At 43.2% G+C, this 23,321-nt stretch carries 20 protein-coding genes and 4 pseudogenes; 7 read left to right on the top strand and 17 right to left on the bottom strand.

What is annotated here, in order from left to right:
* The first annotated feature begins 94 nt into the window (after positions 1 to 94).
* Genes MTBPR1_RS06820 through MTBPR1_RS06810 form a run of 3 tightly spaced genes read left to right on the top strand, consistent with a single transcriptional unit; the run spans position 95 to position 3,366 of the window.
* A complete protein-coding gene (locus MTBPR1_RS06820; RefSeq protein ID WP_083222952.1) occupies positions 95 to 1,786 on the top strand; it encodes an ABC transporter permease in 1,692 nt (563 codons plus the stop codon).
* A 14-nt stretch (positions 1,787 to 1,800) separates the two neighbouring features.
* Positions 1,801 to 2,913 (top strand): ABC transporter ATP-binding protein, encoded by a 1,113-nt coding sequence (locus MTBPR1_RS06815; RefSeq protein WP_069186827.1) that lies wholly within the window; start codon positions 1,801 to 1,803, stop codon positions 2,911 to 2,913.
* Positions 2,914 to 2,949: 36 nt separating this feature from the next.
* On the top strand, positions 2,950 to 3,366 hold the full coding sequence (locus MTBPR1_RS06810; RefSeq protein ID WP_069186826.1) for a bacteriohemerythrin: 417 nt from the start codon (positions 2,950 to 2,952) through the stop codon (positions 3,364 to 3,366).
* Positions 3,367 to 3,413: 47 nt separating this feature from the next.
* On the opposite strand, the gene MTBPR1_RS06805 is transcribed toward MTBPR1_RS06810, so the two are convergent.
* The 5 genes from MTBPR1_RS06805 to MTBPR1_RS06785 all read right to left on the bottom strand — a co-directional run bounded on the left by MTBPR1_RS06805 (position 3,414) and on the right by MTBPR1_RS06785 (position 9,208).
* Complete coding sequence (locus tag MTBPR1_RS06805) at positions 3,414 to 4,199, bottom strand: substrate-binding periplasmic protein (RefSeq protein WP_069186825.1); 786 nt, start codon at positions 4,197 to 4,199, stop codon at positions 3,414 to 3,416.
* Positions 4,200 to 4,257: 58 nt separating this feature from the next.
* The gene (locus tag MTBPR1_RS06800; RefSeq protein WP_069186824.1) at positions 4,258 to 5,235 is read right to left on the bottom strand and encodes a sterol desaturase family protein; all 978 of its coding nucleotides are present in this window, start codon (positions 5,233 to 5,235) and stop codon (positions 4,258 to 4,260) included.
* 62 nt (positions 5,236 to 5,297) lie between these two features.
* Positions 5,298 to 6,728: a DUF4856 domain-containing protein gene (locus MTBPR1_RS06795; protein ID WP_069186823.1), complete on the bottom strand. Its 1,431-nt coding sequence runs from the start codon at positions 6,726 to 6,728 to the stop codon at positions 5,298 to 5,300.
* A gap of 127 nt (positions 6,729 to 6,855) precedes the next feature.
* Positions 6,856 to 7,854 (bottom strand): metal-dependent hydrolase, encoded by a 999-nt coding sequence (locus tag MTBPR1_RS06790; protein WP_069186822.1) that lies wholly within the window; start codon positions 7,852 to 7,854, stop codon positions 6,856 to 6,858.
* Between the two features lie 61 nt (positions 7,855 to 7,915).
* Complete coding sequence (locus MTBPR1_RS06785) at positions 7,916 to 9,208, bottom strand: adenylate/guanylate cyclase domain-containing protein (protein ID WP_069186821.1); 1,293 nt, start codon at positions 9,206 to 9,208, stop codon at positions 7,916 to 7,918.
* Between the two features lie 374 nt (positions 9,209 to 9,582).
* Between MTBPR1_RS06785 and MTBPR1_RS06780 the strand changes: the two genes are divergently transcribed.
* Together MTBPR1_RS06780 and MTBPR1_RS06775 are read left to right on the top strand one after the other, a co-directional pair.
* A complete protein-coding gene (locus MTBPR1_RS06780) occupies positions 9,583 to 10,854 on the top strand; it encodes a tyrosine-type recombinase/integrase (RefSeq protein WP_069186820.1) in 1,272 nt (423 codons plus the stop codon).
* 727 nt (positions 10,855 to 11,581) lie between these two features.
* Positions 11,582 to 11,992, top strand: coding sequence for a bacteriohemerythrin (locus tag MTBPR1_RS06775; protein ID WP_069186819.1), 411 nt, complete (start codon positions 11,582 to 11,584; stop codon positions 11,990 to 11,992).
* On the opposite strand, the pseudogene MTBPR1_RS06770 reads toward MTBPR1_RS06775, so the two are convergent.
* The 6 genes and pseudogenes from MTBPR1_RS06770 to MTBPR1_RS18280 all read right to left on the bottom strand — a co-directional run.
* Positions 11,981 to 12,193 (bottom strand): annotated as a pseudogene (locus MTBPR1_RS06770) (tyrosine-type recombinase/integrase); the annotation flags it as partial. The gene MTBPR1_RS06775 and the pseudogene MTBPR1_RS06770 overlap by 12 nt on opposite strands.
* A gap of 316 nt (positions 12,194 to 12,509) precedes the next feature.
* Entirely contained in the window at positions 12,510 to 13,088 is a 579-nt protein-coding gene (locus tag MTBPR1_RS06765) for a response regulator (protein WP_069186817.1), read from the bottom strand.
* Between the two features lie 17 nt (positions 13,089 to 13,105).
* Positions 13,106 to 13,936, bottom strand: coding sequence for a hypothetical protein (locus MTBPR1_RS06760; RefSeq protein WP_069186816.1), 831 nt, complete (start codon positions 13,934 to 13,936; stop codon positions 13,106 to 13,108).
* Positions 13,937 to 14,007: 71 nt separating this feature from the next.
* Entirely contained in the window at positions 14,008 to 15,180 is a 1,173-nt protein-coding gene (locus tag MTBPR1_RS06755) for an ATP-binding response regulator (protein ID WP_069186815.1), read from the bottom strand.
* Positions 15,177 to 18,044 (bottom strand): MHYT domain-containing protein, encoded by a 2,868-nt coding sequence (locus MTBPR1_RS06750; protein ID WP_083222951.1) that lies wholly within the window; start codon positions 18,042 to 18,044, stop codon positions 15,177 to 15,179. Before MTBPR1_RS06750 ends, MTBPR1_RS06755 begins: the two co-directional genes overlap by 4 nt.
* A 100-nt stretch (positions 18,045 to 18,144) precedes the next feature.
* Positions 18,145 to 18,258: pseudogene (locus MTBPR1_RS18280) on the bottom strand (IS1595 family transposase); the annotation flags it as partial.
* A gap of 44 nt (positions 18,259 to 18,302) precedes the next feature.
* On the opposite strand from MTBPR1_RS18280, the pseudogene MTBPR1_RS06745 reads away from it, so the two are divergent.
* Both MTBPR1_RS06745 and MTBPR1_RS17800 read left to right on the top strand, forming a co-directional pair.
* A pseudogene (locus MTBPR1_RS06745) lies at positions 18,303 to 19,076 on the top strand (IS256 family transposase); the annotation flags it as partial.
* A pseudogene (locus tag MTBPR1_RS17800) lies at positions 19,072 to 19,266 on the top strand (integrase core domain-containing protein); the annotation flags it as partial. The pseudogenes MTBPR1_RS06745 and MTBPR1_RS17800, both read left to right, overlap by 5 nt.
* A 10-nt stretch (positions 19,267 to 19,276) precedes the next feature.
* Here MTBPR1_RS17800 and MTBPR1_RS17795 read toward each other — a convergent pair.
* The 6 genes from MTBPR1_RS17795 to MTBPR1_RS06720 form a co-directional block, all read right to left on the bottom strand.
* A complete protein-coding gene (locus MTBPR1_RS17795; protein ID WP_083222949.1) occupies positions 19,277 to 21,088 on the bottom strand; it encodes a methyl-accepting chemotaxis protein in 1,812 nt (603 codons plus the stop codon).
* Position 21,089: 1 nt separating this feature from the next.
* Positions 21,090 to 21,641, bottom strand: a complete 552-nt coding sequence (locus MTBPR1_RS06735; protein ID WP_069186812.1) for a PAS domain-containing protein — start codon at positions 21,639 to 21,641, stop codon at positions 21,090 to 21,092.
* Between the two features lie 417 nt (positions 21,642 to 22,058).
* Positions 22,059 to 22,433: a response regulator gene (locus MTBPR1_RS06730; RefSeq protein WP_069186811.1), complete on the bottom strand. Its 375-nt coding sequence runs from the start codon at positions 22,431 to 22,433 to the stop codon at positions 22,059 to 22,061.
* Between the two features lie 43 nt (positions 22,434 to 22,476).
* Complete coding sequence (locus MTBPR1_RS18435; RefSeq protein WP_420808123.1) at positions 22,477 to 22,782, bottom strand: sensor histidine kinase; 306 nt, start codon at positions 22,780 to 22,782, stop codon at positions 22,477 to 22,479.
* Entirely contained in the window at positions 22,779 to 23,048 is a 270-nt protein-coding gene (locus tag MTBPR1_RS06725; RefSeq protein ID WP_069186810.1) for a hypothetical protein, read from the bottom strand. Before MTBPR1_RS06725 ends, MTBPR1_RS18435 begins: the two co-directional genes overlap by 4 nt.
* A 56-nt stretch (positions 23,049 to 23,104) precedes the next feature.
* Positions 23,105 to 23,321: IS3 family transposase (locus MTBPR1_RS06720; protein WP_165602629.1), on the bottom strand; the 217-nt coding region annotated here is incomplete at its 5' end.

Raw genomic sequence — 23,321 nt, 5'->3', positions numbered from 1 at the left:
GAATTTATCGCATGTTAGGGAAGACGCGGGCTGCAAGGCTTGCGTTTCCCTGTTTAAAAAAGACGTGACACTGAAAAGTTAAGACGAGAAGAATATGAATGAAGCAGTAGCCACAACAGCATTGGCCTCAGGGGCAGCAAAAAACAGATGGGCATGGTTGAACATCTGGACAGTGGGCACGATCCTGATTGCTGTGATGGCGATTGCCCCGATTTGTGCGGTTATTTTTCTCAGCTTAACGCCAAGTGATGATATCTGGTCTCACTTGGTTGATACGGTTTTACCCGATTATATTTCAACTACGCTTTTGTTGATGGTCTCTGTTGCCATTGGGACGCTCCTTATTGGGGTGGGCTCGGCCTGGATTGTCAGCATGTGCCGTTTTCCCGGTAAAAAGATCTTTGAATGGGCATTGTTGTTGCCCATGGCGATGCCAGCTTATGTAATCGCTTATGTCTATACGGACATTTTGGAATATGCCGGTCCGGTACAAGGTATGTTGCGCGAGATTTTTGGCTGGGAGACCAAACGCGAATATTGGTTCCCTGAAATTCGCTCCCTTGGTGGGGCGGCTTCCATGATGACATTGGTGCTTTATCCGTATGTTTATCTGCTGTCGCGCGCGGCCTTTTTGGAACAATCTGTTTGTGTGCTTGAAGCCAGCCGTGTTTTGGGCCGTGGCCCGTGGCGTAGCTTCTTTTCAGTTGCCCTGCCTTTGGCGCGCCCGGCGATTGTTATCGGCCTCTCCCTTGTGATGATGGAAACGCTCAATGATTTCGGTACAGTCGATTTCTTTGCGGTCAATACCTTCACGCTGGGGATTTATGATGTGTGGCTGAATATGAATAATATCGCAGGGGCGGCTCAGCTTTCCTGCATGTTGTTATTCTTTGTGATGTTCTTGATTGCGGCAGAACGTTTTGGTCGTCGTAAACAGAAATTCCATCACACCACTTCTAAATATAAAGCCCTGCCGGGGTATGAGCTGCCAGCTAAAATGGCGATTCTGGCCACAATCGGTTGTGCCTTGCCTATTGTTCTTGGCTTTGTTCTGCCGGCTGTTGTTTTATTTTATTATGCCATTATCCATTTTGATATGGCAGCCACACAGGAAGTGCTGGGTCATGCGGGTAACAGTGCGCTGTTATCGGTTGTTGCTGCAATCTTCGCCATTGCCATTGGTACATTCATGGCCTATGGCGTGCGCCTTCGCAAAGAAAAGACACTGAAGTTTATGGTGCGTTTTGCAAGCCTTGGCTATGCGGTACCGGGCTCGGTCCTTGCGGTGGGTGTGTTGGTGACGCTTGGTGGGCTTGATAACGGGATTGATGGCTATATGCGTGAAAACTTCGGCATTTCAACCGGGTTGATTTTCAGTGGGACCATTGCGGCGGTGACTTATGGTTATCTGGTGCGCTTCCTTGCCCTTTCGTTTGGGAGTGTGGAATCCAGCCTTGGTAAAGTCACACCAAGTATGGATGGCGCGTCGCGCAGTCTTGGTCATGGCGCTTTTGCCACATTGCGCAAAATTCATATCCCCATCATTCGCGGCAGTATGTTAACCGCTGTCATGATGGTGTTCGTGGATTGCATGAAAGAGCTGCCGATCACGGTTATTTTGCGCCCGTTTAACTTCCATACATTGGCAACCTATGTCCATCAGTTTGCCTCAGACGAACAATTGGGTGAAGCTTCACTCGCGGCCCTTGCGATTGTGGGCTTTGGGATTTTCCCGGTGATTATCCTGAGTATCGCCATTAACAAATCGCGCCCCGGCCATAATTAAGAGGAGAAAGAGAAATGCAAGGACTACATATTTACGGTGTGACGCATTCTTACGGATCAAACAAAGTTCTCAACGGGGCGTCATTGACCATTCCGGCGGGTGAACTGGTCTGTCTGCTTGGCCCATCTGGTTGTGGTAAATCCACCATCCTGCGCCTTGCGGGTGGTTTGGAAACCTTACAAGAAGGTAACATCGTTATTGATGGGGAAACGGTTGCAAATTCTGACATGTGCCTGCCACCGGAAAAACGCAAAATCGGTTTGATGTTCCAAGATTACGCGCTTTTCCCACATCTTGATATTATGGCCAATGTGACCTTTGGCCTGCATGGTATGGATAAAAAGAAGGCACAAGCCCGCGCCCTTGATATGTTGGATCAAGTCGGTATGACTGCTTATGCAGAAGCTTTCCCACACATGCTTTCAGGGGGGCAGCAACAACGTATTGCCTTGGCGCGCGCCTTGGCGCCAGAACCCAAACTGTTGTTATTGGATGAGCCGTTTTCTGGCCTTGATACCAACATGCGTGAAAAAATCCGCCAAGAAACTCTGTCTGTCTTGCGCGATGCAGGTGTGGCGACATTGATGGTAACCCACGATCCTGAAGAAGCCATGTATATGGCAGACCGTATTAAAATCTTGGGCCGCGGCGGTAAAATTTTGCAAGCCGGTAGCCCGAACGAGATTTACTATAACCCTGCCGATGAGTTTGTTGCCAACCTGTTTGGTATGATGAACCGTATTGAGGGCGTGGTTGAAAATGGTTATGTGGATACGCCACTTGGCAAAGTAGAATGTAAGAAAATTGCAGATGGTGAGCTGGTGCAGGTTCTCGTGCGCCCAGAAGGTATTTTGTTTGATACCAAGCAAAGCGAAAATGCTGTGAAAGTGGATGTGGTTTCAAACCATCTGCTTGGTCACAGCAGTATCGTGCGCATGCGTGTGCCAGACGGTAGTGATCGCGGCTTGATGATGGATGGGCGCGTGCACCGTGAGTTTACGCCTGAGCTCGATAAGGAAACATGGGCGCGTATTGACCCGGTCAATGCCTTTATTTTCCCTTTAAAAAGCAAAGAGCAAAATAATAACCAACCACAGGCCGAAATTAAACCTGTAGCCGCCCAATAAAGTACCTATATAAAATCCTGTTTAAAGGAGGGATCGATGATCAAGTTTGACGATTCATTTATGCTTGAGTGTGAAGAAATTGATAAAGACCACGCTTGGTTAAACCAGTTGGCTGAAGATATCAGTGCGGCTATTGATGAAGACCGAGCTGAGGACTGTGCAGAATTAGCCCGTCGCTTTGTTAGCCTATGTAAAAAGCATTTTGGGGCTGAAGAGTCCTTGTTGAAACGAGCTGGCTATCCTGATGCCCAGCACCACCATGAACACCATCAATCACTTTATGGTAAGATGGAAACAATCGTTAAATTGGGTGAAGCAGCAGCCACAAATGAGCTTGCGCGCAAAAGCTTAAAGAAGGAAGTCTTCTATCTTTTGATGGATGATATCATTAATGAGGACCTGTCTTTCAAAGAGTTTGTGCATAAAATGTCGAAAGCACAGGCCAAAGCTTAAAAGCAATCTGACTTAGAGAAAAGCGTCCCTTCATGTGGGCGCTTTTTTTATTTGTCTTGATGGGGGATATATTTCTGAATATCGCTTAAGGCATATTTGCTTTTTAGTTTTTCAAAAGCAGGCGAGGCGATGATCTCATCAAGTTTTTTCTGATAAAGGGCGAGCTCTTCTTTTTTGAAGTCTTGGCTAAAGGCGAAATACAGCTCAATAGATCGAATAGGGAAAACTTCTTCATAAAGACTGGCATCAATCTTATTTCGGCTCATTAAATAAGAGGTGGCCTGCAAGGGGTAGGCGATAAAATCAACCCTGTCTTTATGGAGCTTTTGGATATTGCGTTTAGGGTAAAGGTCACGTGTAAATGCTTTAAGGGAAAGCCCCTTTTTGATGAGCGCTTGTTCAGGTGCGGTTTTCTGGATTGTACCAATCTTATAATTGGTGAGCTCATTGATATGGGTGATCTTAAAGTTTTTCTCTTTTTTCGCAATAAGCCCAAGGTCAACAGTAAGATAAGGCCCAACCCATTGAAAGAGCTTCTCACGCTTGGCGTTGCGCCCAACGGTAAGGCCTATACTGCGTTTTGATTTGGAAACTTCTGCATAGAGACGATTGAAGCTCACCGCAATGAGGGGGGCTTTTTTTTGTGTGTCCTGAACGGCTGTATGAACCAGCTGAAAAAGATCGGCTGAAAAGCCTGTCACCGTATTGTTTTCATGCATACTAAAGGGTGGGACAGAATGCCCAAGCACGCGCAAGTCTTTGGCGTGAGCTGTTTGAAGCCCCATAAATATGACGCTGATGAGCGTTATGATGATAAGTGACGGTGTGCGCATCTTGCCCCTGAAAAACGATATAGAGTTACTATAGGGTAAGTTGAACCCGCGCGTAAACCTAGTTGTTGGAGGAGTGATCCAACAATGGCTTTTTTCTTTTCGGGGCGAGGCTAAGAAAAGCCTCTTTAAAGGGGGTGATATAGAGGTTTTTCAAGTGATGAGGTTGCACCTCACCTTGAACGCCAAAGGATAGGCCTGCCTGATCTTTGGCAAGATAAAGACTGTTCCCCATCCAGTCCCACAAGGCCAGCACTGCCCCATAGTTACGATCATGATGACGTTGATCTATGGAGTGGTGGATTTGATGTTGGGCAGGCGAGATAAAGAGATGTTCTATGGTTGAACCATAACTTAACCAGACATGGCTATGGCGCAGGTTAGACCCGGTGATATGGAAAATAAACAGCACGATATTTGCGCCAAGCACATCAATTAATTCAACACGTGCACCAAAGAAAAAGAAAAAGGTGCCAAGACACAGGGCTTGTACCAACACAGCGCGAAAGGCAAAGATAATGCCTTCAACCGGATGGACGCGCAAAACCGTAAAAGGGGTTAGGGTCTCAGCCGTATGATGGACTTTATGAAAGGCCCATAAAAAAGGTACCGTATGAAGCCAGCGATGAACCAGATATTTAGACGCATCATCCATTAAAAAAAGGCTGAGCGTGAAGGCAAGCGCCACCCAATGGGCAGGTAAATCAAGCCAGAGCTGGGGGCGGCCCTCAAAAAGGTGATGTAAATTCTCAAAAATATAAGTGGCAATAGCTAGTTTGGTGATTATCAACGGGATCACCGCCATCATGACCAGTTTATTGATCATAATGATCAGATAGTCGCTTTTAGCAGAGGCTGACCACCAGATGTCTTTGCCAAAAGTCTGGCTAAAGGTGGCTTTGATATTTTCTTTTCGAATAAAACACAGATACAAGAACGCAAGGGAAAATCCGCTCAAAAGATAGCCCCAAAAGAGGCGCTTTTGCGGGTTGATCAACAGATCAGATAATCCATCAAAGAATGTAAGTGCGATATCCATGAGCAGCTTTAAACAGAAAAAGGGCCCGAAAGCAAGCCTTCGAGCCCTTCATTCATTTCTGATCAATCAGCTTCAGCAGCTTCTTGGTTGCCAAGCTTAGAAAGCAAGTCTTCCAAACCAGCTGTTACGTCATTACCACGTGCTGTTACACCCAGTTTGTTGATCATCAACTGTTGAACCTGTGCCATCTGTACCATGTACTGGCTCCAAGTTGTGTTGTCTTGATCACGCAGATAGTTGCCACGACCATCGATATTGATCACTTGGCTGCCATCGGGCATCAAAGGACCTGCACCAACAAGTGTGTTGAGCTCTGATGCTGTTTCGCCAAGGTTGTTCTTACCTGTTTGAAGGGCAAGGGAGAAACCTTTAAGCTCACCCCAATGCTTGATATATTTACCAAGCTGCTTGGAAGTATCTTTATTGGCTTCTTTAAGCGCTTGCAGTTTTGTCATGTCTTTATAGACAGAACCTGCATATTTAAAGGTTGCTTCAGCCAGAACCTGTTCCCAGTTTTCTTCAATGATGGAAGCGTAGCCTTTAAGTTTTACGCGCTGGTCCATAGAGAGCTTTTCCCCTTTGGCAGCCGTGATTGTTTTGCGACCTTCAAGGTAAGCTTGTGTGATGTTTTTCAGATAGGTGGTTTTGCCACCTTTATCAAAGCCAGCCGCGTAATAAGCCGGGCCAAATGTCATTTCTGTGCGCAAATCAATTTTGCCATCTTTGTTGTAATCAGCCAGTGCAACCGCATCAGCTGGTGCTTTAGAGGCTTTACCCATTTTCGCAATTTCAATAACTTGCGCTGGTGTCAGGGTCAGTGTGTGGGCGGGCGCACCGAAGTAACCAAAAGCTTCATCCCAGTAATGCTCTTTACCTGTGTAGGGCGCGCCGTCTTTATAGGCTTTGTCATTTGGTTTTTTCTTGGCAGACAGGCCTTCGTCCAGATAGTTATCAACCGCTTGGCTGTACATCACCGCACCAAGGATGAACTTGGAGATCAGCTGTGGGTAGTTGTAACCCGCAACCGCATCCACACCTTTGTTGGCAGATGAGGTTTTATCAATCCAAAAAGTGACCAGCTCGGCACCTTTCATGTCGCCCGGCATACCGTTGACGACACCTTTATAGGTTTTGCTGGCAAGGTCTTTACCTTTGGAAATATCATCTACGCCTGTTTGGGAAATCACAAAGGGGCCTTTTGTTTTTGGCGCAACGATCATGCGGCCTTTGTCTTTATTCGCATAGTAAGACAGCAATTGTGCTTTAAGGTCAGGGTTTGGCTTGCCGTTGCCTTTACCCGCCAGTTTCTTCAAGGAATCATGCAGCGTATGGCGCGCAATCTGGCCTGTGTAAGCAACTGAAGTGGTTTTCTTACCAGCGTAATCTTTAACAGTTACGGGGAAACCGGAATATACATTGTCATTTGCAAGCGCTGTGCCTGTAAGCAAGGCAAGGCTAAGGGCGGAAACACCGAGCTTAAGAGTAAAATTCATCGTGATACCTTAGTGATTGACTATAAAAGATGCAGATGAGAATAGTTATCACTATCAAAAAAGCAAGCCTTCATTTGGTAAAGGATAAACTTAAGATTAAGGTAATTTAGAAGCTTCTTTTGCAGCGCTAATTTATGATCATTTTTAACAAGGCGTTGCGTTCAGTTTCTCCGGCTTTACGGTGTGTTAAAAAACGCACATGATCGCTGCTTAAGGCCTCTTTTGAAAGTCCAATAGACCATAAGGCATTAATCTGATTGGGGACAAAAGAATAGCGCAGATCAATAATCCTGTTTTCGACCTCAGGGTCTTTTGCAAGATAGCCGTTGGAAAACCATCTGAAACGTTCAATATCTTTTGCCTGCTGGGTGTTTTTATCCAGCCAAGGAAAGTCACGCTCAATATTTAAGGCTTCCATGGAGGTGCCTTTAAAAACCTCCAGTTCCCATCCTGTGCGAACAGCATCGACATAAAACTTATTGTTATGTTGATAAACCGTTTTCCACACCAGTAAGTTTCCAAAGCTTGGCTTAACACTGATTTCTTCAATGGCATGTCCCCGCTCAGCTGCAAGGTCTAAGCCTGCTTCATGGGCGCGTGAGTTTTGCAAAGCGCCAAGTGAGAGATAAAACATCCCCCAACAAAGGGCGATACGGGCATAGAGGGCTTTATTTTTAAAGATACATAACAAACCGAGAATTAAGATTGGCAGGGTAAATAAAGGATCGACAATGGAGATATAACTCCAAGCAATGCGCGCATCAGAAAAAGGCCATAAAAGCTGGGTGCCATAAGAGGTCATGGCATCTAACAGCCCATGGGTCGCATAACCCAATGTGCAAAACAGATAAGTCATCTTAAAGGGTAAGGATTTGCGCCGCCCAATTATAATATGAAGCAGGCCCGCACAGATTAGCCCGCCAAAGGGGATGAAAACCAAGGAATGGGTAAATTGGCGATGGTATTCTAAATAGATCAAAGGGTCCGCATTGGAGCGAATGAATGTATCAAGGTCGGGCACCATACCACCAATCATGCCAAACAAGCCCGCCCATAAAAACAGGCTGCGTTTATGGGTAGACTGAGGCAGGATGGCACCAACCACACCTTGTGACAACGGGTCCATTTATTGCTTCCTTGGTCGTATTTGTTGGATCATTTCAAAGACTATAAAGTCAGTCGTAAAATTAATCCAGCGGGGCCATCACAATTTTCATGGAGGGGTTAAGGGCTTCTTGTAGATGTTGGTTAGGCACATATCCTTGAGGGTCTTCTGAAAAATCTGCTTTTAGGCGATCTAGAAAATACATTTCCATTGGCTCTTTATGTTTGGCTTCCACCATGCCTTGCCCGGTAAATTCAAAATAAGGGGCCATCTGATGGTAGATGTTTTTACAGACATTGATCCGGCCCGCTTGACTGCAGCTTTCCAAGCGCGCTGCTGTATTTACCGCATCACCCCAAATGTCATAGGTTGCGCGCTGGTTGCCAACCAGGCCTGCGATGACGGGGCCGCAATGTAAACCAAGGCGAAACTCAAAGACAGGGAGATGTAGCCGTTTGCGCTCGCTTGCGATTTTATCAACCGCTTGTAATATGGATAGGGCACTCAGGCAGGCATTTAAAACATGAAGCCGGTCCATAGTGGGAACGCCAGCCACTGCCATATAGGCATCACCAATGGTTTTGACTTTTTCCAGCCCGTGCTGAGAGATGATTTCATCAAAGCGTGCAAAATATGTATTTAACATGCCGATGAGCATGGCGGGTTCTGCTGTTTCAACAAACTGGGTAAACCCGACAACATCTGCAAACAGGATACTGCTGTCAGGGTAAAATTTTGGAGCCACGCTGCCTGTTTCAATTAATTCTTGAGCGATGGTTTGCGGCAGCATGGAAGACAGTAAATTATCGGCACGGTTTTTTTCTTTTGCCAGTTGAGAATGGGCTTCATCCAATTCCCGCATGGATTCATCAATCTCTAATAAGCGGCGGCGATGTTCTAACTGTGTGGTTAATTGTAGGGCCAGGCGGCGCACGGCATCAGTTTGTTTGAAGGTCAATTCTCTGGGTTCAAAATCCATCACGCAAATTGTACCAATAGAATAGCCATCAGGCGTTACCAGTGGCATGGCACAGTAGAATTTAAAATGGGGGTCGTTAACGACAAAATGGAAATCCTTGAACCGATCATCTTGGGTTAGGTCAGGAGATAAAATAAGTTCAGATCCGCATACGGTTATGGAGCAAAATGCAATTTCACGCGGGCAGCCCTCAAAATCATCAGGTAGCCCATATTTGGATTTAAACCAAAATCGATCATCTTCAATAAAACTGACATAAGAAACCGGACATTCACAAATTTGTGCTGCGAGGTTTCCAATCTCATCAAAGAAAATTTCTGGTGGGCTATCCATCACTCGGTAGGCCCGAACAGCTTCATTCCTTTTGGCTTCATTTTCAGGAACTGGATATTTCATGATATGCCCCTCTTATCAGATGCGTCTGTGATATTTTGATATGGGGGAAAACTTCATGAATAAAAGAGATTAATCCTTTTATTCAGGCAAGGTCATGCCGTTGTTAAAGAGGAGGAACCCTGCAAAGACTGACAGGAAGACGACGGTTTAGTCTTTTTAACAATAAAAAAACCCCTGCCGAATAAAATCGAAAGGGGTTTTTAATGGCGGACAGAGAGTCCGTATAAGTATAAATCGGTTAAGTTCATTTGTATTCATAAACTTATATTAAAAATAGATAGTTAAGTAATTTTCATTCATTAATGACCGTGGACGCTCGCGTGAAATCATGCTAAATGGGTGGGCAAATGGATGGGCATTAAGAGGAAATTACTATGGCTCGCAAGGTGAAGATACTGAGTGCACGAGAGGTGGAAACTATTACGAAGCCAGGTATGCATGCAGATGGAAATAATCTGTACCTTCGAGTTTTAAAGTCTGGCGGAAAATCATGGGTGTTCAGATATAGAACAACTAAGATGACAGGAGAACCTGCTAGGCGGGAAATGCACCTTGGCTCTACTAAACTATTTTCTCTAAAAGACGCCCGGATTGAAGCGCTCAAGCTTCTGCAGATGCTACATGATGGGGTAGATCCTATCGATGAACGACAGAAGGAAAAAAACCAAAAGAGAACTAGTCATGAAAAACAGCTTACCTTCCAAAAATGTGGGGAAGAATATATCAATATTCATAACGAAGGCTGGAAGAACCCTAAGCACCGGCAACAATGGAAAAATACATTAGCGACATACGCCTACCCTAAAATTGGTAAATATCTTGTGGGTGATATTGAGACGCTACATATCAAACAAGTCTTAAATCCAATCTGGAAAGAAAAGACGGAAACGGCAAAGCGGCTTCGCGGGCGGATTGAAAAAATCTTGGACTGGGCCCGTCATGAAGGCTACCGTAAAGGGGAGAATCCAGCCCGCTGGAAAGGCCATTTGGAGCATTCCTTCATATCTCCCTCACGCCTAATTAACGTTAAACATCATTCAGCACTGCCATTTGATGAAATGAATGATTTCTTAGTAAAGCTTCAAAAGCAGGAGGGGGTGGCTGCAAAAGGGTTGGAGTTCATTATTCTAACAGCTACACGAACAGGTGAAACACGGCTTGCCGTTTGGGATGAAATTGACTTTGTAAAGAAGCTTTGGACCATACCAGCGGAGCGAATGAAGATGAAAAAAGCTCATGAAATTCCTTTGCAAGATACTGCTATCGATATTTTACATGAGATGAAAGAAGTCCAGGTTTCAGACTTCATTTTTCCTGGCATCAAAAAAAATCGACCTCTGAGTGATATGACATTCACTAAGCTGTTGAGACGCATGGAATATGACCAAATTACGGTCCATGGCTTCCGGTCCAGTTTTCGTGATTGGGCTGCTGAGCGTACCTCTTATCCCCGTGAAGTGGTTGAAATGGCTTTGGCTCATGAAATAGAAAACAAAGTAGAAGCTGCATACCGAAGAGGCAATTTGCTGGAAAAACGTCGAGAGCTAATGAATGATTGGAGCACTTTCGTCTTTGGAGGGAAGGTTATATTGCGATACGTCCCTTTGGGAGGATCTGGCAGAGCCACCAAAAAGTGGTCCATATGAAATGTTAGTTTTTCGAAAGCAGATCAAAGCAGGTCACACTCATTTGGAGCACACTTTTTTCAGATTATTTTGAAAATGTTTCACTTAGGGAAGATGGAGCGTGGCGGTGGGGGAGTAGCGTTTACCGCTCATAATAAACACCTCATGTTTAGTGTCATTTATAACACTATCAGGTGCCTACAATACTAGGGCCTTGCCACTCTTCTGAGCGAACCCAGCTCAATACATGTGATTTTTTAGCAAAGCTTTTAACGCTGGATTTACAACCCTTGCGTCTTACGATTCCCTGCCATTTTTTACCGTGTCGTCTGACGGTTGCCACTTGTTTTTATATCTTGGTGATTCAAAAGTGTGACAAAATCATAAAAAAATCCAGCAAAATGCAAGGGATATAATCTTAAAATATTGATTTAAATGTAGATTGAATGTTCTGCTTTAAGGGTCTACCACCCTTACATGTAAGCTTTTGGGAAGCTGTCGTTCTACCATTGAACTACGCCCGCAGATTACATGTAAGGTTCTTTTACTGCGTCATCTCAAAGACTTCAATAAAAATCATAAAATAAAATCATAAGAAAATAGACCTAAAATGGCTGTGAATGATTCAAAAATGTGACTTGACTAAAAGGTCAAAAATATCTTTTATTATCTATCAGGATAGGTGTATACATCATACAAATAAGTGAATGTATCTTTAGTTGCTTTTATTTGTCCTTGGGGGAGGCTGATGATAGAAATAAGTTGGGCTTATAAAAAACATAGCGTTGGGAATGATAAGTTGGATGAACAACATAAGATGTTGTTGAATCTAATCAATCAACTATTTGTTCAAAGTTCGGTTCTTGTGAATCCTGAACACGATAAAGGCTATGGCTTTATTCTTGATGCATTGATGAAATATGTTGATGGGCACCTTGCATATGAAGAATCATTGCTGGAACAAATAGGCTATGCTGATTTAGATAACCATAAGATTGCCCATCAAAAGTTCTTGGATAAGGTTCAAAGCCTGTCACTTGAAAGTGCTGATGAAGGCTTGAAAAAAGACTTGGTCCATTTTTTAATGAACTGGTGGGAAAATCATATTATGACTGAAGATATGAAATATAAGCCATTCGTGGAAGCACTATCCAACTAACTGCACGGCTTGTTCCAACTGTGAATCACGAACATCAACATATTGGGCGGTCGTACTGATATGTCTATGACCCATCAATCGTTGGATTACACGAATGCCGATACCTTTATCGGCTAAGGTCGTGGCGAATGTTCTGCGACCACTATGGCTGCTGGCACCCTTGATACCTGCTTGCATGTAGATACGGCCCAACAATAGACATACGCTATGGCGACTGTCGTCATTATTCCTATGTAGTTAATAGGTGTTGCACTTCACTCCTGAATCCATCGGATAAGATTGCGGGGTGCCTGCATCTTTATAAGCTGGGGACTATTATCTCTATCCCACGGGTCGCATGACGACTGAAATGATAATGAAAGCCTTGAGCATGGGGCGGAGTGTGTTGATCTCTGGCTTCGGGGGGTGGAATTGGCACAAAAAACAGGCTTAACCCTGATCTATCGGGCACGAGGTAAACGTTTTGTCGCTCTCAGCGGTATGGAACGTATTGTTTTTTGATTGAGGTCTGCACAGATTACTGTTGGGTGCGGCGCTCCGTTTCAAAAAATTCAACCTTACGACGCCGGTCAGGACCTATGTAAAGGGGAACCTCAATGAAATCACGTGGTTTTGCAATAACCGCACTTATGTGTTTATAGACCGATAGTGGGGTCATTGGTTTTGCCATAACTTCATTGACACCAGCATCTCGTGCAGCATGAATATTGATTTCTGCCGTAGCGGATGTTGCCATAATGATGGGAACGCGCTGATAATCTTCGAAGGAGGCACCGCGGATACCTTTAGCCAAGGTTATACCGCCCATGCGGTTATCTTCACCAAAGACAAGCTCGCTAATCACCATGTCTATACGTGTTGTTTCGAGAATATGGATAGCCTGTTCGTAATGGTTGGCATAATGGACCTCTTTTGCGGATAGGTTGCGCAAAATGGTTCTTATGAGGGCTGCCGGACGGCGGTCTTTATCTACGACAAGAAAGGTCATTTCATTCAGGCCAAAAGCATGAGTAAGCTTCTTTTTACGAGAGGCTTCATGGGGCACATTTGATGTATCTTTTTTCTCTTTTTCTGGTGTTCTTTGTGTCATAACCATCGTATCTCCCCCTGTGTTCACGTCTTTTGGAACATCTTTGCGAGTTCTTCTTGAGAAGCAGCATTTGAATCCTGGGTTTCTGTCTTAGCAAGAGGGGCTTCTTCTTTTATAGTGTCTTTAGGAAGTGATGTTGGTGTTTCTTTGCGCGGGCCGGAAATAACGGTTTTTAGGTTTTCAAGCAGCTTTTGCCCCATGGGGCCACCGTCACCCTTTATTTGTTTCAGGAGAACAATTTTAATGGCTGAAACATAAGCACTGATGACATGTATTTCACGTTTTCCCAATTTTCCTTCTTTGCTTTTTGCCGTATCTAAATAGGTGACAAGACGGTCGCCCAAAAAGGTGAGGATGTGATAGTCAAACGACCCGCCAAGGCTTTTGATACTATAGGATGCCTCGGTCATGACGTCTAAGTCGGAAAGGTCAAAACTGTTGGTTTCTTTGATAATATTTATCCGGTCTTGTAAACGTTTCAGGTCTGCTTTGGCCCATTCCTGATAAGAATCCCCCATACGTGCAATTTCGGCCTCTGCACCGCTGATGGTGTTCCAATCAATAGGTGGGTTCTTTGAAGAAGGTTGAGCAATATCTTGAAGCCTTGGATGGTTAGTAAGAATATATTCTTTTTTTACAGTGACTTGGTCTTCTTCAACCGCTTTTAAGGCAAGGCTTTCTTCTTCTTCGTCACAGATAAATAAACGAAGTTTTTCAACATGGTCTTGGTAGGGGTGCTGTTTTTCTGCCTCGGTAATGGTGCCGGTCCAAAAGGCAGAAGCCTTCTGTTTTTCAGCAAAGGCGTGAAGTTCAGATAGGCCTGACTTGCGCAAGATATTGATAACATGAAACATGTGGCATACATATACTAATAAAATATAACTATCAATTATAAAGTGTGTTTTACATACTGTTGACACAGCACTTACATGAGGGCTTGTCTTTCACCGTAAAGGCGTTCAAAAACATCACTTCTTTGATGTTTCAGGGGTAACTCAATCGCGCAACTATGGCCTATGTTAGCTTCATTTGAAAAGTCAATTTTACCACCTAAGGCTTCCATAACCTGTTGCATAATGTTCAAGCCAATATCAGGCCCCGTATTGTCCTCTAGGAAATGCTCATCACTTAACAGCTCAAGCGGGTCCATATCTAGGTTCGTTTCTGGTGTTTGTTCAGTCTGGCGATTATCTTTAATGATAATACGTAAGCTCTCATCATCGGTTTTGAGAAGGTCTATGCTGACTTCTGCACCTGAATGACAATGTTTAAGCGTTTCATGGAGCACGACCCGTAAGGCCTGAGATAAGAGGGTTTCATCTGTTCTAATCTTAGGGAAAACTGTATCGCTCGATGGGGCTTTAATGGTGATGTTTGAGCTTTGGGCAGTGGGTGTGACCAGTTCAAGGACATCCTCAACCACATTTTCTATACTGATGTTTTTAAACCCTGAAAAAAGTTTATTATTTTCAATGCGGTGGAGCTTAGATAACCATTCTAATAAACTCAAAAGGGTTTCGCTGTTGTGTGTTATTTCAGAAATATAGCCCTTCTGATCATCTGATAAAGCTGCATCTGTTTCAAGATTCAGGACTTGGGTTAGGCTTAGGGTGTCTGCAATTGGTTCTTTTAGTTTACTGATCATAGAACTTAAAAAACGAGATTTAACCTCGTTGGCGGCATGGGCCTGAATAAGGGCTTCATCGGTGCTTTCCATAGAGAGGAAATTATGGACCCGTGCAAGGACTTCTTCAATGGGGGACGTCTTATCAAGATAGTCAATGGCGCCAATTTTCAAGGCACGGATGCGGAGCTCTTTATCTGCGGCTGCCGTATAAACCAGCACGCGTGTTTTTTTAAGTTGTTGGCGCTCTTTCATGCGTTCAAGTGCTGTAATGCCATCCATAACAGGCATCATGAGATCAAGGACGACCAGTTTTGGTTGATGTTTTTCCACCAAATCTAAGGCGACTTCCCCGTTTTCGGCTTCAAGAAATGAATAGCCCCGAAAAGCCCGGCGAAGTTGGCGCACTAAAGGTTTTCTGATCATTTCCGCTTCGTCGTCAACAACCAGAATGGTTGGTTTTACATCCGTCATGTTTCAGGTCCTTGTTCCATCATTAGTGCTTTTCTAATGCTCATTGCATTCTCTGTCATGGGTAAAGTGAAGTGAAAGTGGCTTCCTTCATTGACCTTACTCTCAACCCACATATGGCCATAATGGCCCAAAACCAGTCCGTAAGTCAAAGGCAGTCCCAGGCCAGTCCCCCCGGATTGGCGGGTCATTGTGCCGTCAATTTGTTCAAAGGCCTGGAAGATTAAACCATGCTTGTTTTCTGGTACGCCGCAACCCGTGTCACTCACAGTGAAATGGGCCATATCGTCATCTTTTACCATTGAAAGGGTGATTTTCCCTTGCTGAGTGAATTTCACCGCATTGCCAAGAAGGTTTATTAAAATTTGATTGAAACGTATGGGGTCGGCCCATATGAATTGTTCTGCAGGTAGGTGGAGATCAATAGCTAAGCCCTTTTTATCGATACTGGGTTGGATGATCTTCAGTGCATTTGTCGTCACATCAGACAGGCTGATCACTTGAGGCTGAATGGTAAGCTTTCCGGCATCTAGTTTTGCGAAGTCGAGCAATTCATTTATTAAAGTCAGGAGATGGTTTGCTGATAGTAAGCCTGAACTTGAGACTTCAATAACTTCATCGTTTAGTTCATCAAGGGCGGTTTTTAACTTTTCTTGATGCTCTGCTGAAAGCTCGGGGAGAAGTTCTTCGATTTGTTGAGACCCTTCAAAATCCATAAATTGTTTAGATAGCTCTTCAAAGGGGCCTTTTAACCCTTGCGTTGGCGTGCGCAATTCGTGGCTAATAACGTTTAAGAAATTGGTTTTGGCTTTACTGGCTGCTTGGGCCGTTTCTTTGGCCTTGATAAGGGCTTCTTCGGCTTCTTTTGCTGCGGTGACATCATGGACAATCATTAGGGTACCACCGTTTGGAGTTCTAGATTCATCGATTGTTAGCCAGTTTCCCTCACTGGTTTTAAAGGCTTCCATGCCAAGGGCCTGTTCATGACGCTCTAAGCTTTCAGAAATCAGTTCTTCAGGCAGGTGTTTATCTGCATTGACGAGAAGGTGAAGTATTTGTCGATAGGTTAGGCCCGGTTTAAGGTGGACGTCCTTAATGAAAAACCTGTTTAAATAAGCGGTATTATGAATAATTAACTGGTCATTATGATCAAAAATGGCAACACCTGCATCATAGCTTTCAATGGCAGAGAGCAAGAGGTCTTGTGTCCTCATATTTTCCTGCTTCATTTCATGTAAGCTTGTGATATCTGAGCCAATACCACGATAGCCCGTAAATACCCCTTCTTTTGAGAATAAAGGGAAGCCACTGATGCGAAAGAAATAGGGTTCTTCACGGTTGGGCATTTTTGCAAAATATTCAAAATCTGAAAAGGGTCTGCGGTTGTTTAAATCAGAAAGATGGTTTTGCCAGTAAGTCGATGAAGCATTTTCTCCTAAAATTTCTTGGCGGGTCTTTCCAAGTGCTTGGTTATGGTCAAAATCAATTGTTGATTTGGATTGGGAAAAATAGGTAAAACGCAGGTCTGCATCCATTTCCCACATCCAGTCAGCGGTTAACTGTGCAAAGGCTTGCAAGCTTTTTTGGTTTTCTTTGAGCTTTTCTTCGTTGAGCTTTTGTGTGGTGATATCGGTGCGTACGGCAACATATTGGAAAGGCTTTTTCTTTTCATTGAGGAAGGGAATTATTGTGGCTTGCACCCAATAATAAGAGCCGCTTTTCGTACGGTTTTTAATCTCGCCGTGCCATGTTTGACCATTGGATACAGTTGACCAAAGGTTTGAGAAAAAATCGCGTGAATGTTCATGAGAATTAAGTATACGGTGATTTTCTCCCAAAAGTTCTTCTTCGCTAAACCCACTGATTTCACAGAACTTTTTATTAACGTAGGTAATGTTTCCACTGATATCAGTGATACTGATAATCGCATGCTCATCAATGGCGATTTTCTGATATTTCAGGAGGTTGTTAATTTCAATCAGCTCATGCTGTTTTTCCTGAATGATGGCGTGGTTTGCTTTATCTTGTTCTTCGGCTTTTTTGCGCAATTGCATTTCAATTTTGAGAGACCTGATGGTTTCTCGATTTTCACCTAACAGGGAAACGCCCCATGTTAGAGTTGCCCCTGTAACAGCCATGATGGCAATGATCCCCGCCAAGAGGGGAGCTTCTATATCGTTTGAATTGGTCGGCGTGTCTGTGATTGGTATGAAATAGGCCGCCTCCATTGCTACATAATGCATGCCCGAAATGGCAAGCCCCATGAGGATGGCACTCTCTAATAAATGTAGCCAATGGGAATGATGTGGCTGATCCTTTTGGAAAATAAAGTTTTTCCCATAAAGGGCTAGAAAAGATAAAACGACGGCAACACCAATGGACAGAAGAAAGAGGTAGGGAGAATAATAGAGTGTTGCATTTAAACGCATGGCACTCATCCCGGTATAATGCATCAGACCGATCCCTGCACCCATGAGGATGCTCCCCAATATGAGCCGTACAGTCGTGTTTTGCTTTGATGAGATGATCCAAAGGACAATAAAACAGGCTAGTATGGCGGGAATTACAGATAAAATGGTTTCCTGTATATCGTAAGTGATACCGCAAGGCAGGCTAAAGGCCAGCATGCCAATAAAGTGCATGGACCAAATTCCGCCCCCCATAGAAATGGCACCAGAACTCAGCCATATTGTTTTATGGGATGTTTTTTGACTGTTGGTGATGCGCTCAGAAAGATTGAGGGCCACAAAAGATGCAAAAATTGCAACACAGATAGATAAAAGAACCAGACCGATATTGTAGTTACTCTCGTAGGCATGGGGCAAGTCCTGACCTGCATATGTAAATTCAATGAACGGTATCATCATCAGCTTTCCTGTGAGCGAGAAGCTATTTGAATAGCACCAATATATTTATATTTCTATACTAGAATAGGGGCTGTCCTAGAATAGGGGCTGTCCTAGATAACTAAGTTAAATATTTTCTAACCCATTGTTTAATATGACGTAATTGTTCCTGAGGGTCAGGGTTGTTAAAACGCCACTCACATTCCTTCAAAAATAGCCCAAAATGTTCCTTGGGAGCCTATCCGATTAGCTGTGTAAGTGACCATCATGTAAATTCCAATGTGGAGGTACCAAACGATGGTTATCAAGAAAGAATTGCTCGATGAGCTTTTTGCGTCCTGTGACAACCCACAAGATTTAATGGGTGAAGACGGGCTTCTCAAACAATTGAAGAAAGCCCTGCTTGAACGGGCAATGAATGCAGAACTGGACGAACACCTTGGTTATGCCAAGAACGACCCCGCTGGTCGCAATGGTGGCAATTCCAGCAATGGGCATGGTCGAAAGACCATTGTTGGCGAAGATGGTGAAATGGAAATCACCACGCCCCGTGACCGTGATGCCACGTTCGAGCCACAAATTATCAAAAAGGGCCAACGCCGTTTTGAAGGTTTTGATGACAAAATCATCTCCATGTATGCCCGTGGCATGAGCATTAACGAAATCCGTGGGCATCTTGAAGAAATCTATGGTGTAGCGGTCTCCAAGGATTTGATTTCCACTGTCACCGATGCTGTGATGGAAGAGGTTCGTGACTGGCAGAACCGTCCTTTGGATGCCGTTTATCCTGTCATTATTTTTGATGCCCTTCGGGTTAAAATCCGTGACGAGGGCGTGGTTCGCAACAAAGCTGTCTATCTGGCCTTGGGCTTTACTCTGGAAGGTCAAAAGGAGGTTCTCGGCCTCTGGATTGAGCAAACCGAAGGGGCCAAGTTCTGGCTACGGGTGATGAATGAAATCAAAAACCGTGGCGTCAATGATGTCTTCATCGCTGTTGTGGACGGCTTAAAAGGCTTTCCAGAGGCTATCAACGCCGTCTTCCCAGACAAACTTGAACGGAAAAGTTGAGCGATCCCACTTAACAGATAAGCAGGAATTTTACCAATTTATCGAATATACGGATGATGTTGATCTAGGCAAAAAACTGGCTGAGTGGGAAGACTATTATAACCTCCACCGCCCTCATGCAGGCTTGCATGGAAAAACGCCTTATGAGAGATTGAGAGAGCGAATGGCGAAGTGATATTCGTCAGTCAGCCGAGTTCTTGAATAAAACGATCCATTGCTTTTTTCAGATCATCCGATTTAAGCTGAAGCTGTTGAGCAGAATTAAGCACTGAACTTGATATATCTGCAGTATTGTTTGAATCTTGTGACACATCGTTCATTTTGTCAGATACATCCTGAGTCAAAGTTGCAGCCTGCTGCACATTTTCTGAAATCTCAACAGTTGCAGAGTTTTGTTCTTCAACTGCATGAGTAACGTTTTCAACATTCTGATTCATTTGGGCAATGACATTTGCAATAGATTCCATAGCTTGAACAGCTTCATCAGTTACCGACTGCATCGCATTAACTTGTGTGGAAATTTCTTCTGTTGCTTTTGCCGTTTGATTGGCAAGGTTTTTCACTTCTCCAGCAACAACTGCAAAGCCTTTACCGGCTTCACCTGCTCTGGCTGCTTCGATAGTAGCATTTAAGGCAAGTAAGTTTGTCTGATCAGCTATACTTTGGATAAGAGTGATAATTTCACCAATTTTTTGAGCAGCATCACCCAGTGAATGAACAGTTTGGTTTGTTGATTGAATTTTAATAGAAGCATCTTCTGCAATCGACGATGTTGCAGACGTTTGTCGATTAATTTCACCAATAGATGCGGAAAGTTCCTCAGAAGCTGAGGCTACAGTTTGTACATTCAAACTTGCCTGTTCTGAATCTGACTTTACATCTGTTGATTTCGAAATCGTAGCATCAGATAAACTTGATAATTCTTGAGACTGAGCAAGGAGTTCATCAGCAGCTTGAGACAGGTATTCGATTGCAGGGGAAACTTCCTGCTTGGCAAATTCTTGTGTCGCGTGACGTTCTTTTGCCATTCCTGTAATCACGTTATTGATGCGCTTGGCATAACCAACGAATTCACCTCTTAAACCTGTTAAGACAATTTTACGATAATAATTTCTATGGCTTGTTGCATCGATCGCAGCAGAGGCTTCTTTTGCATATCCTTCAAATAAATCCATCATACGATTGAACCGTAAAACCATTTTACCAGCTTCATCATCTCTGCGAACCCCTACTACACGCTGGTTTAAGTCCCCTCTGGAAGCCAGTTGGAATGAGCGAGACAAAGTTGTGATAATATTGGCTATATCAATGTTCTTACGTGTCTGGAACACAGCAATAAAGACAGCGATAACTGCGAAAACCACTGTAATTAGTATACTAGTGTTGACTGTAGAGTTTGTTGCACTTGATATGCTGTATGTTTTGTCTTTGCTTATCTCAGTAATCGACTTGATCTCATCTAGTATGATTGAGATATCTTCATATATCTTTGCTGCAGCACCATCAAAGTCACCCATGATTTTGTTACCTTCAGCAGGACCACCAGCGATATAACCTTCAGCCATTTTTTTGCCCATCAGATAATATGGTTCAAAATGTTTTTCTGCAGTCGACAATTCATTTGTTAATTTTGAAAGCTTCCCTTGAACGGCCAATTCTTTAGCTATTGAAAGGTGATTGCTGAAACTTTGAGCAGCAGCTTCAGCTTCATCAAAACCATCATTTAAGCCATCAAGTCCTCTTGTTGCTGAGATATCAGTCAACCATTGCTGAACTTGAATAACGTCAATTTGAAGTTTCAGGGCAGTTTGACTAAGAGGTAAAACAATATCATTGGTATAATGCGATGCTTCAGATTGATCACTATTGTAGCCTTTAACAATTACACCTGAAATCAAACTTAAAAATGAAATTACTAAAATTAGACTGCAGAAAATTACTGCTGAAGCTACGGCTTGTCCTTTAATGGATTTTCTTTTTTTCTTATTAGTATCCATTTTACGCCTCTTCCTGGTCTTCAGTTGACCAAATTGTATTGTGAATGAGTTCCTCGTAAGAATGGTATGGGGACTGTTCAATTGTATTGACTAAAAGTGCCTCAGCAGCCTTCATTCCTTCTTTTACGTTTGAATGCTTGGCCTCTTCTTTAGAGAGCTGGAGGTAAAGTGGCTTAATAACATTTTCCACGATTTCTTTTTTGGGTACTCTACGGCTTGAATGATAGCCCTTAGTATCACCGTTTTCGTTAATCCAAGGTGTTACATGGGCCAACACCCAGTAGTGATCACCATTCTTTGCACGATTGATTACATATGCGAAAATTTCTTTCCCAGCTTTAAGTGTATCCCATAGCAGCTTGAAGACGACATGTGGCATTTCTGGGTGTCGAAGAATGTTATGAGGTGTACCTATTAATTCTTTTTCTTCGTAACCTGATACAGAAAGAAAAACATCATTTGCATAGGTAATCTTTCCCTTTAAATCAGTCTTAGAAACGATCAATTCATTTTCAGGAAATGAAATTTCATTCCCAGTTAAGTTTAATGACAATCCTACCCCTCCGATAAACCTTCATTAGAAGAGAACAATATCAGAAGTTATAAAAATATACAAAAAAATAACTCACTGACCTAGCCCCCAAAAAACCGCCACCTAACCTATCCGAAGAAAACACCAAAATAATCCATGCTGCCATAAACTGATTATCGTTGAGCGCAGAGTGGTCCCTTTTCACACCGGGATATGGCGTATTTTTACTCCGGGATTGACAGATCATGTTCGCCTTATCAAAGATCCTGTTTTCTCGTTTTGTCGAGTATCCATAAAAAGCCTTTATGCCTTCACTAGGTCGTTATTATTACCGTTAATACTGAAAAAAACACTAGGAAAACACATCTCTTGCTAGAAAACACTCAACAAAGAGTTTGTTAGGAATTGATTTGAAGCTTAGTCGCAATATGATTAACGCTAAAAACTCTTTTCAAATATTTTCATTTCGATTGCTGTTGTAAGCATCTCAGCAGGGAATGGTTTTTCAAAAAAGAGGATGTTTCTTTCTTCAAAGCGGGTGCGTTCAGCATGATCACATTGTCCTGATAAAACAAATATTGAGATTTTGGGGTGTTGTTTTTCTAAATATGAAATGAGCTGGAACCCGTCAAAGAAAGGCATTCTTATATCTGTGATGCAAAAATCAATATCCTCTTCTTGTTCTACAGTTTTGACTGCGTCTTGAGCGTTGTTTACATAATGGAACTGCCAGTCATCCCGCATTTGCATGAGATTACGTCTGATGCCTTCCAAGACGAGATCTTCATCATCAACAAATAAAATCTTTGGCATTTTGAATATCCTGTTTGCTGTCTAAAGGGGAAAAGTGTGAATTTTAAGAAAGTGTTTTAGGTAAGTAGATTTTAAATGTCGTGCCCACTCCCATAGAAGTTTCCACTTCAATGTGCCCATTATGTTTTCCCACAATCACATCATGAGTGAGTGCCAGCCCTTGGCCTGTTCCTTTTCCTACGTCTTTTGTTGTGAAAAATGGATCAAAAATCTTATCTTTAATATTGTCAGGAATGCCACAGCCATTATCAGTGATAGTGAGAATAATATCGTTTAGCGTTTCACTTGTAGCGATCTTAATGCTCCCATCCTGAGGGGAACGGTCAGTGAGAGCATGCGCTGCATTTATAACAAGGTTAAGAATAACCTGACTGATATCACTTTCATGTGCAGAAACCCGAGATAAAGAGGCGCTAGCTTAAGTTCGAGTTCCGCAATATTTTTCCACTCATTTTTACAAATGATTAAAACACGTTCGATTACTTGGTTCAGGTTAACGTTTGATTTTTCTTTTGTACTAGGGTGGGAAAACTCCTTCATGGCTAAAACAGTTTTAGCCACCTGTTTTACCCCATAAGTGGAATTATCAATCGCTTCAGGGACTTCTTCTTTCAAAAATTCAAGATCAGCTTCCTCACGCGCTTCAAAGCATTTGGCAAGCCCCTAGTTTGTTAGACAGTTGATAGCTTCTCAAAATACCGTCTTTCAAACTCAACAGGGGATATCCCATCATTATTTCCGTGACGGCGGGTTGGATTATAAAATAGCTCAATATAATTAAAGACCTCAGATCGAGCTTCATTGCGGTTTTTATAAATTTTGCGTTTAATCCGTTCTGTCTTCAGTAAAGAGAAAAAGCTCTCAGCAACCGCATTGTCATGACAATTG

It is taken from the genome of Candidatus Terasakiella magnetica, from assembly GCF_900093605.1.
Taxonomy (GTDB): domain Bacteria; phylum Pseudomonadota; class Alphaproteobacteria; order Rhodospirillales; family Terasakiellaceae; genus Terasakiella; species Terasakiella magnetica.
The sequence above is the reverse complement of the archived record's forward strand: the minus strand, read 5'-3'. Positions and strand labels throughout refer to the sequence as shown.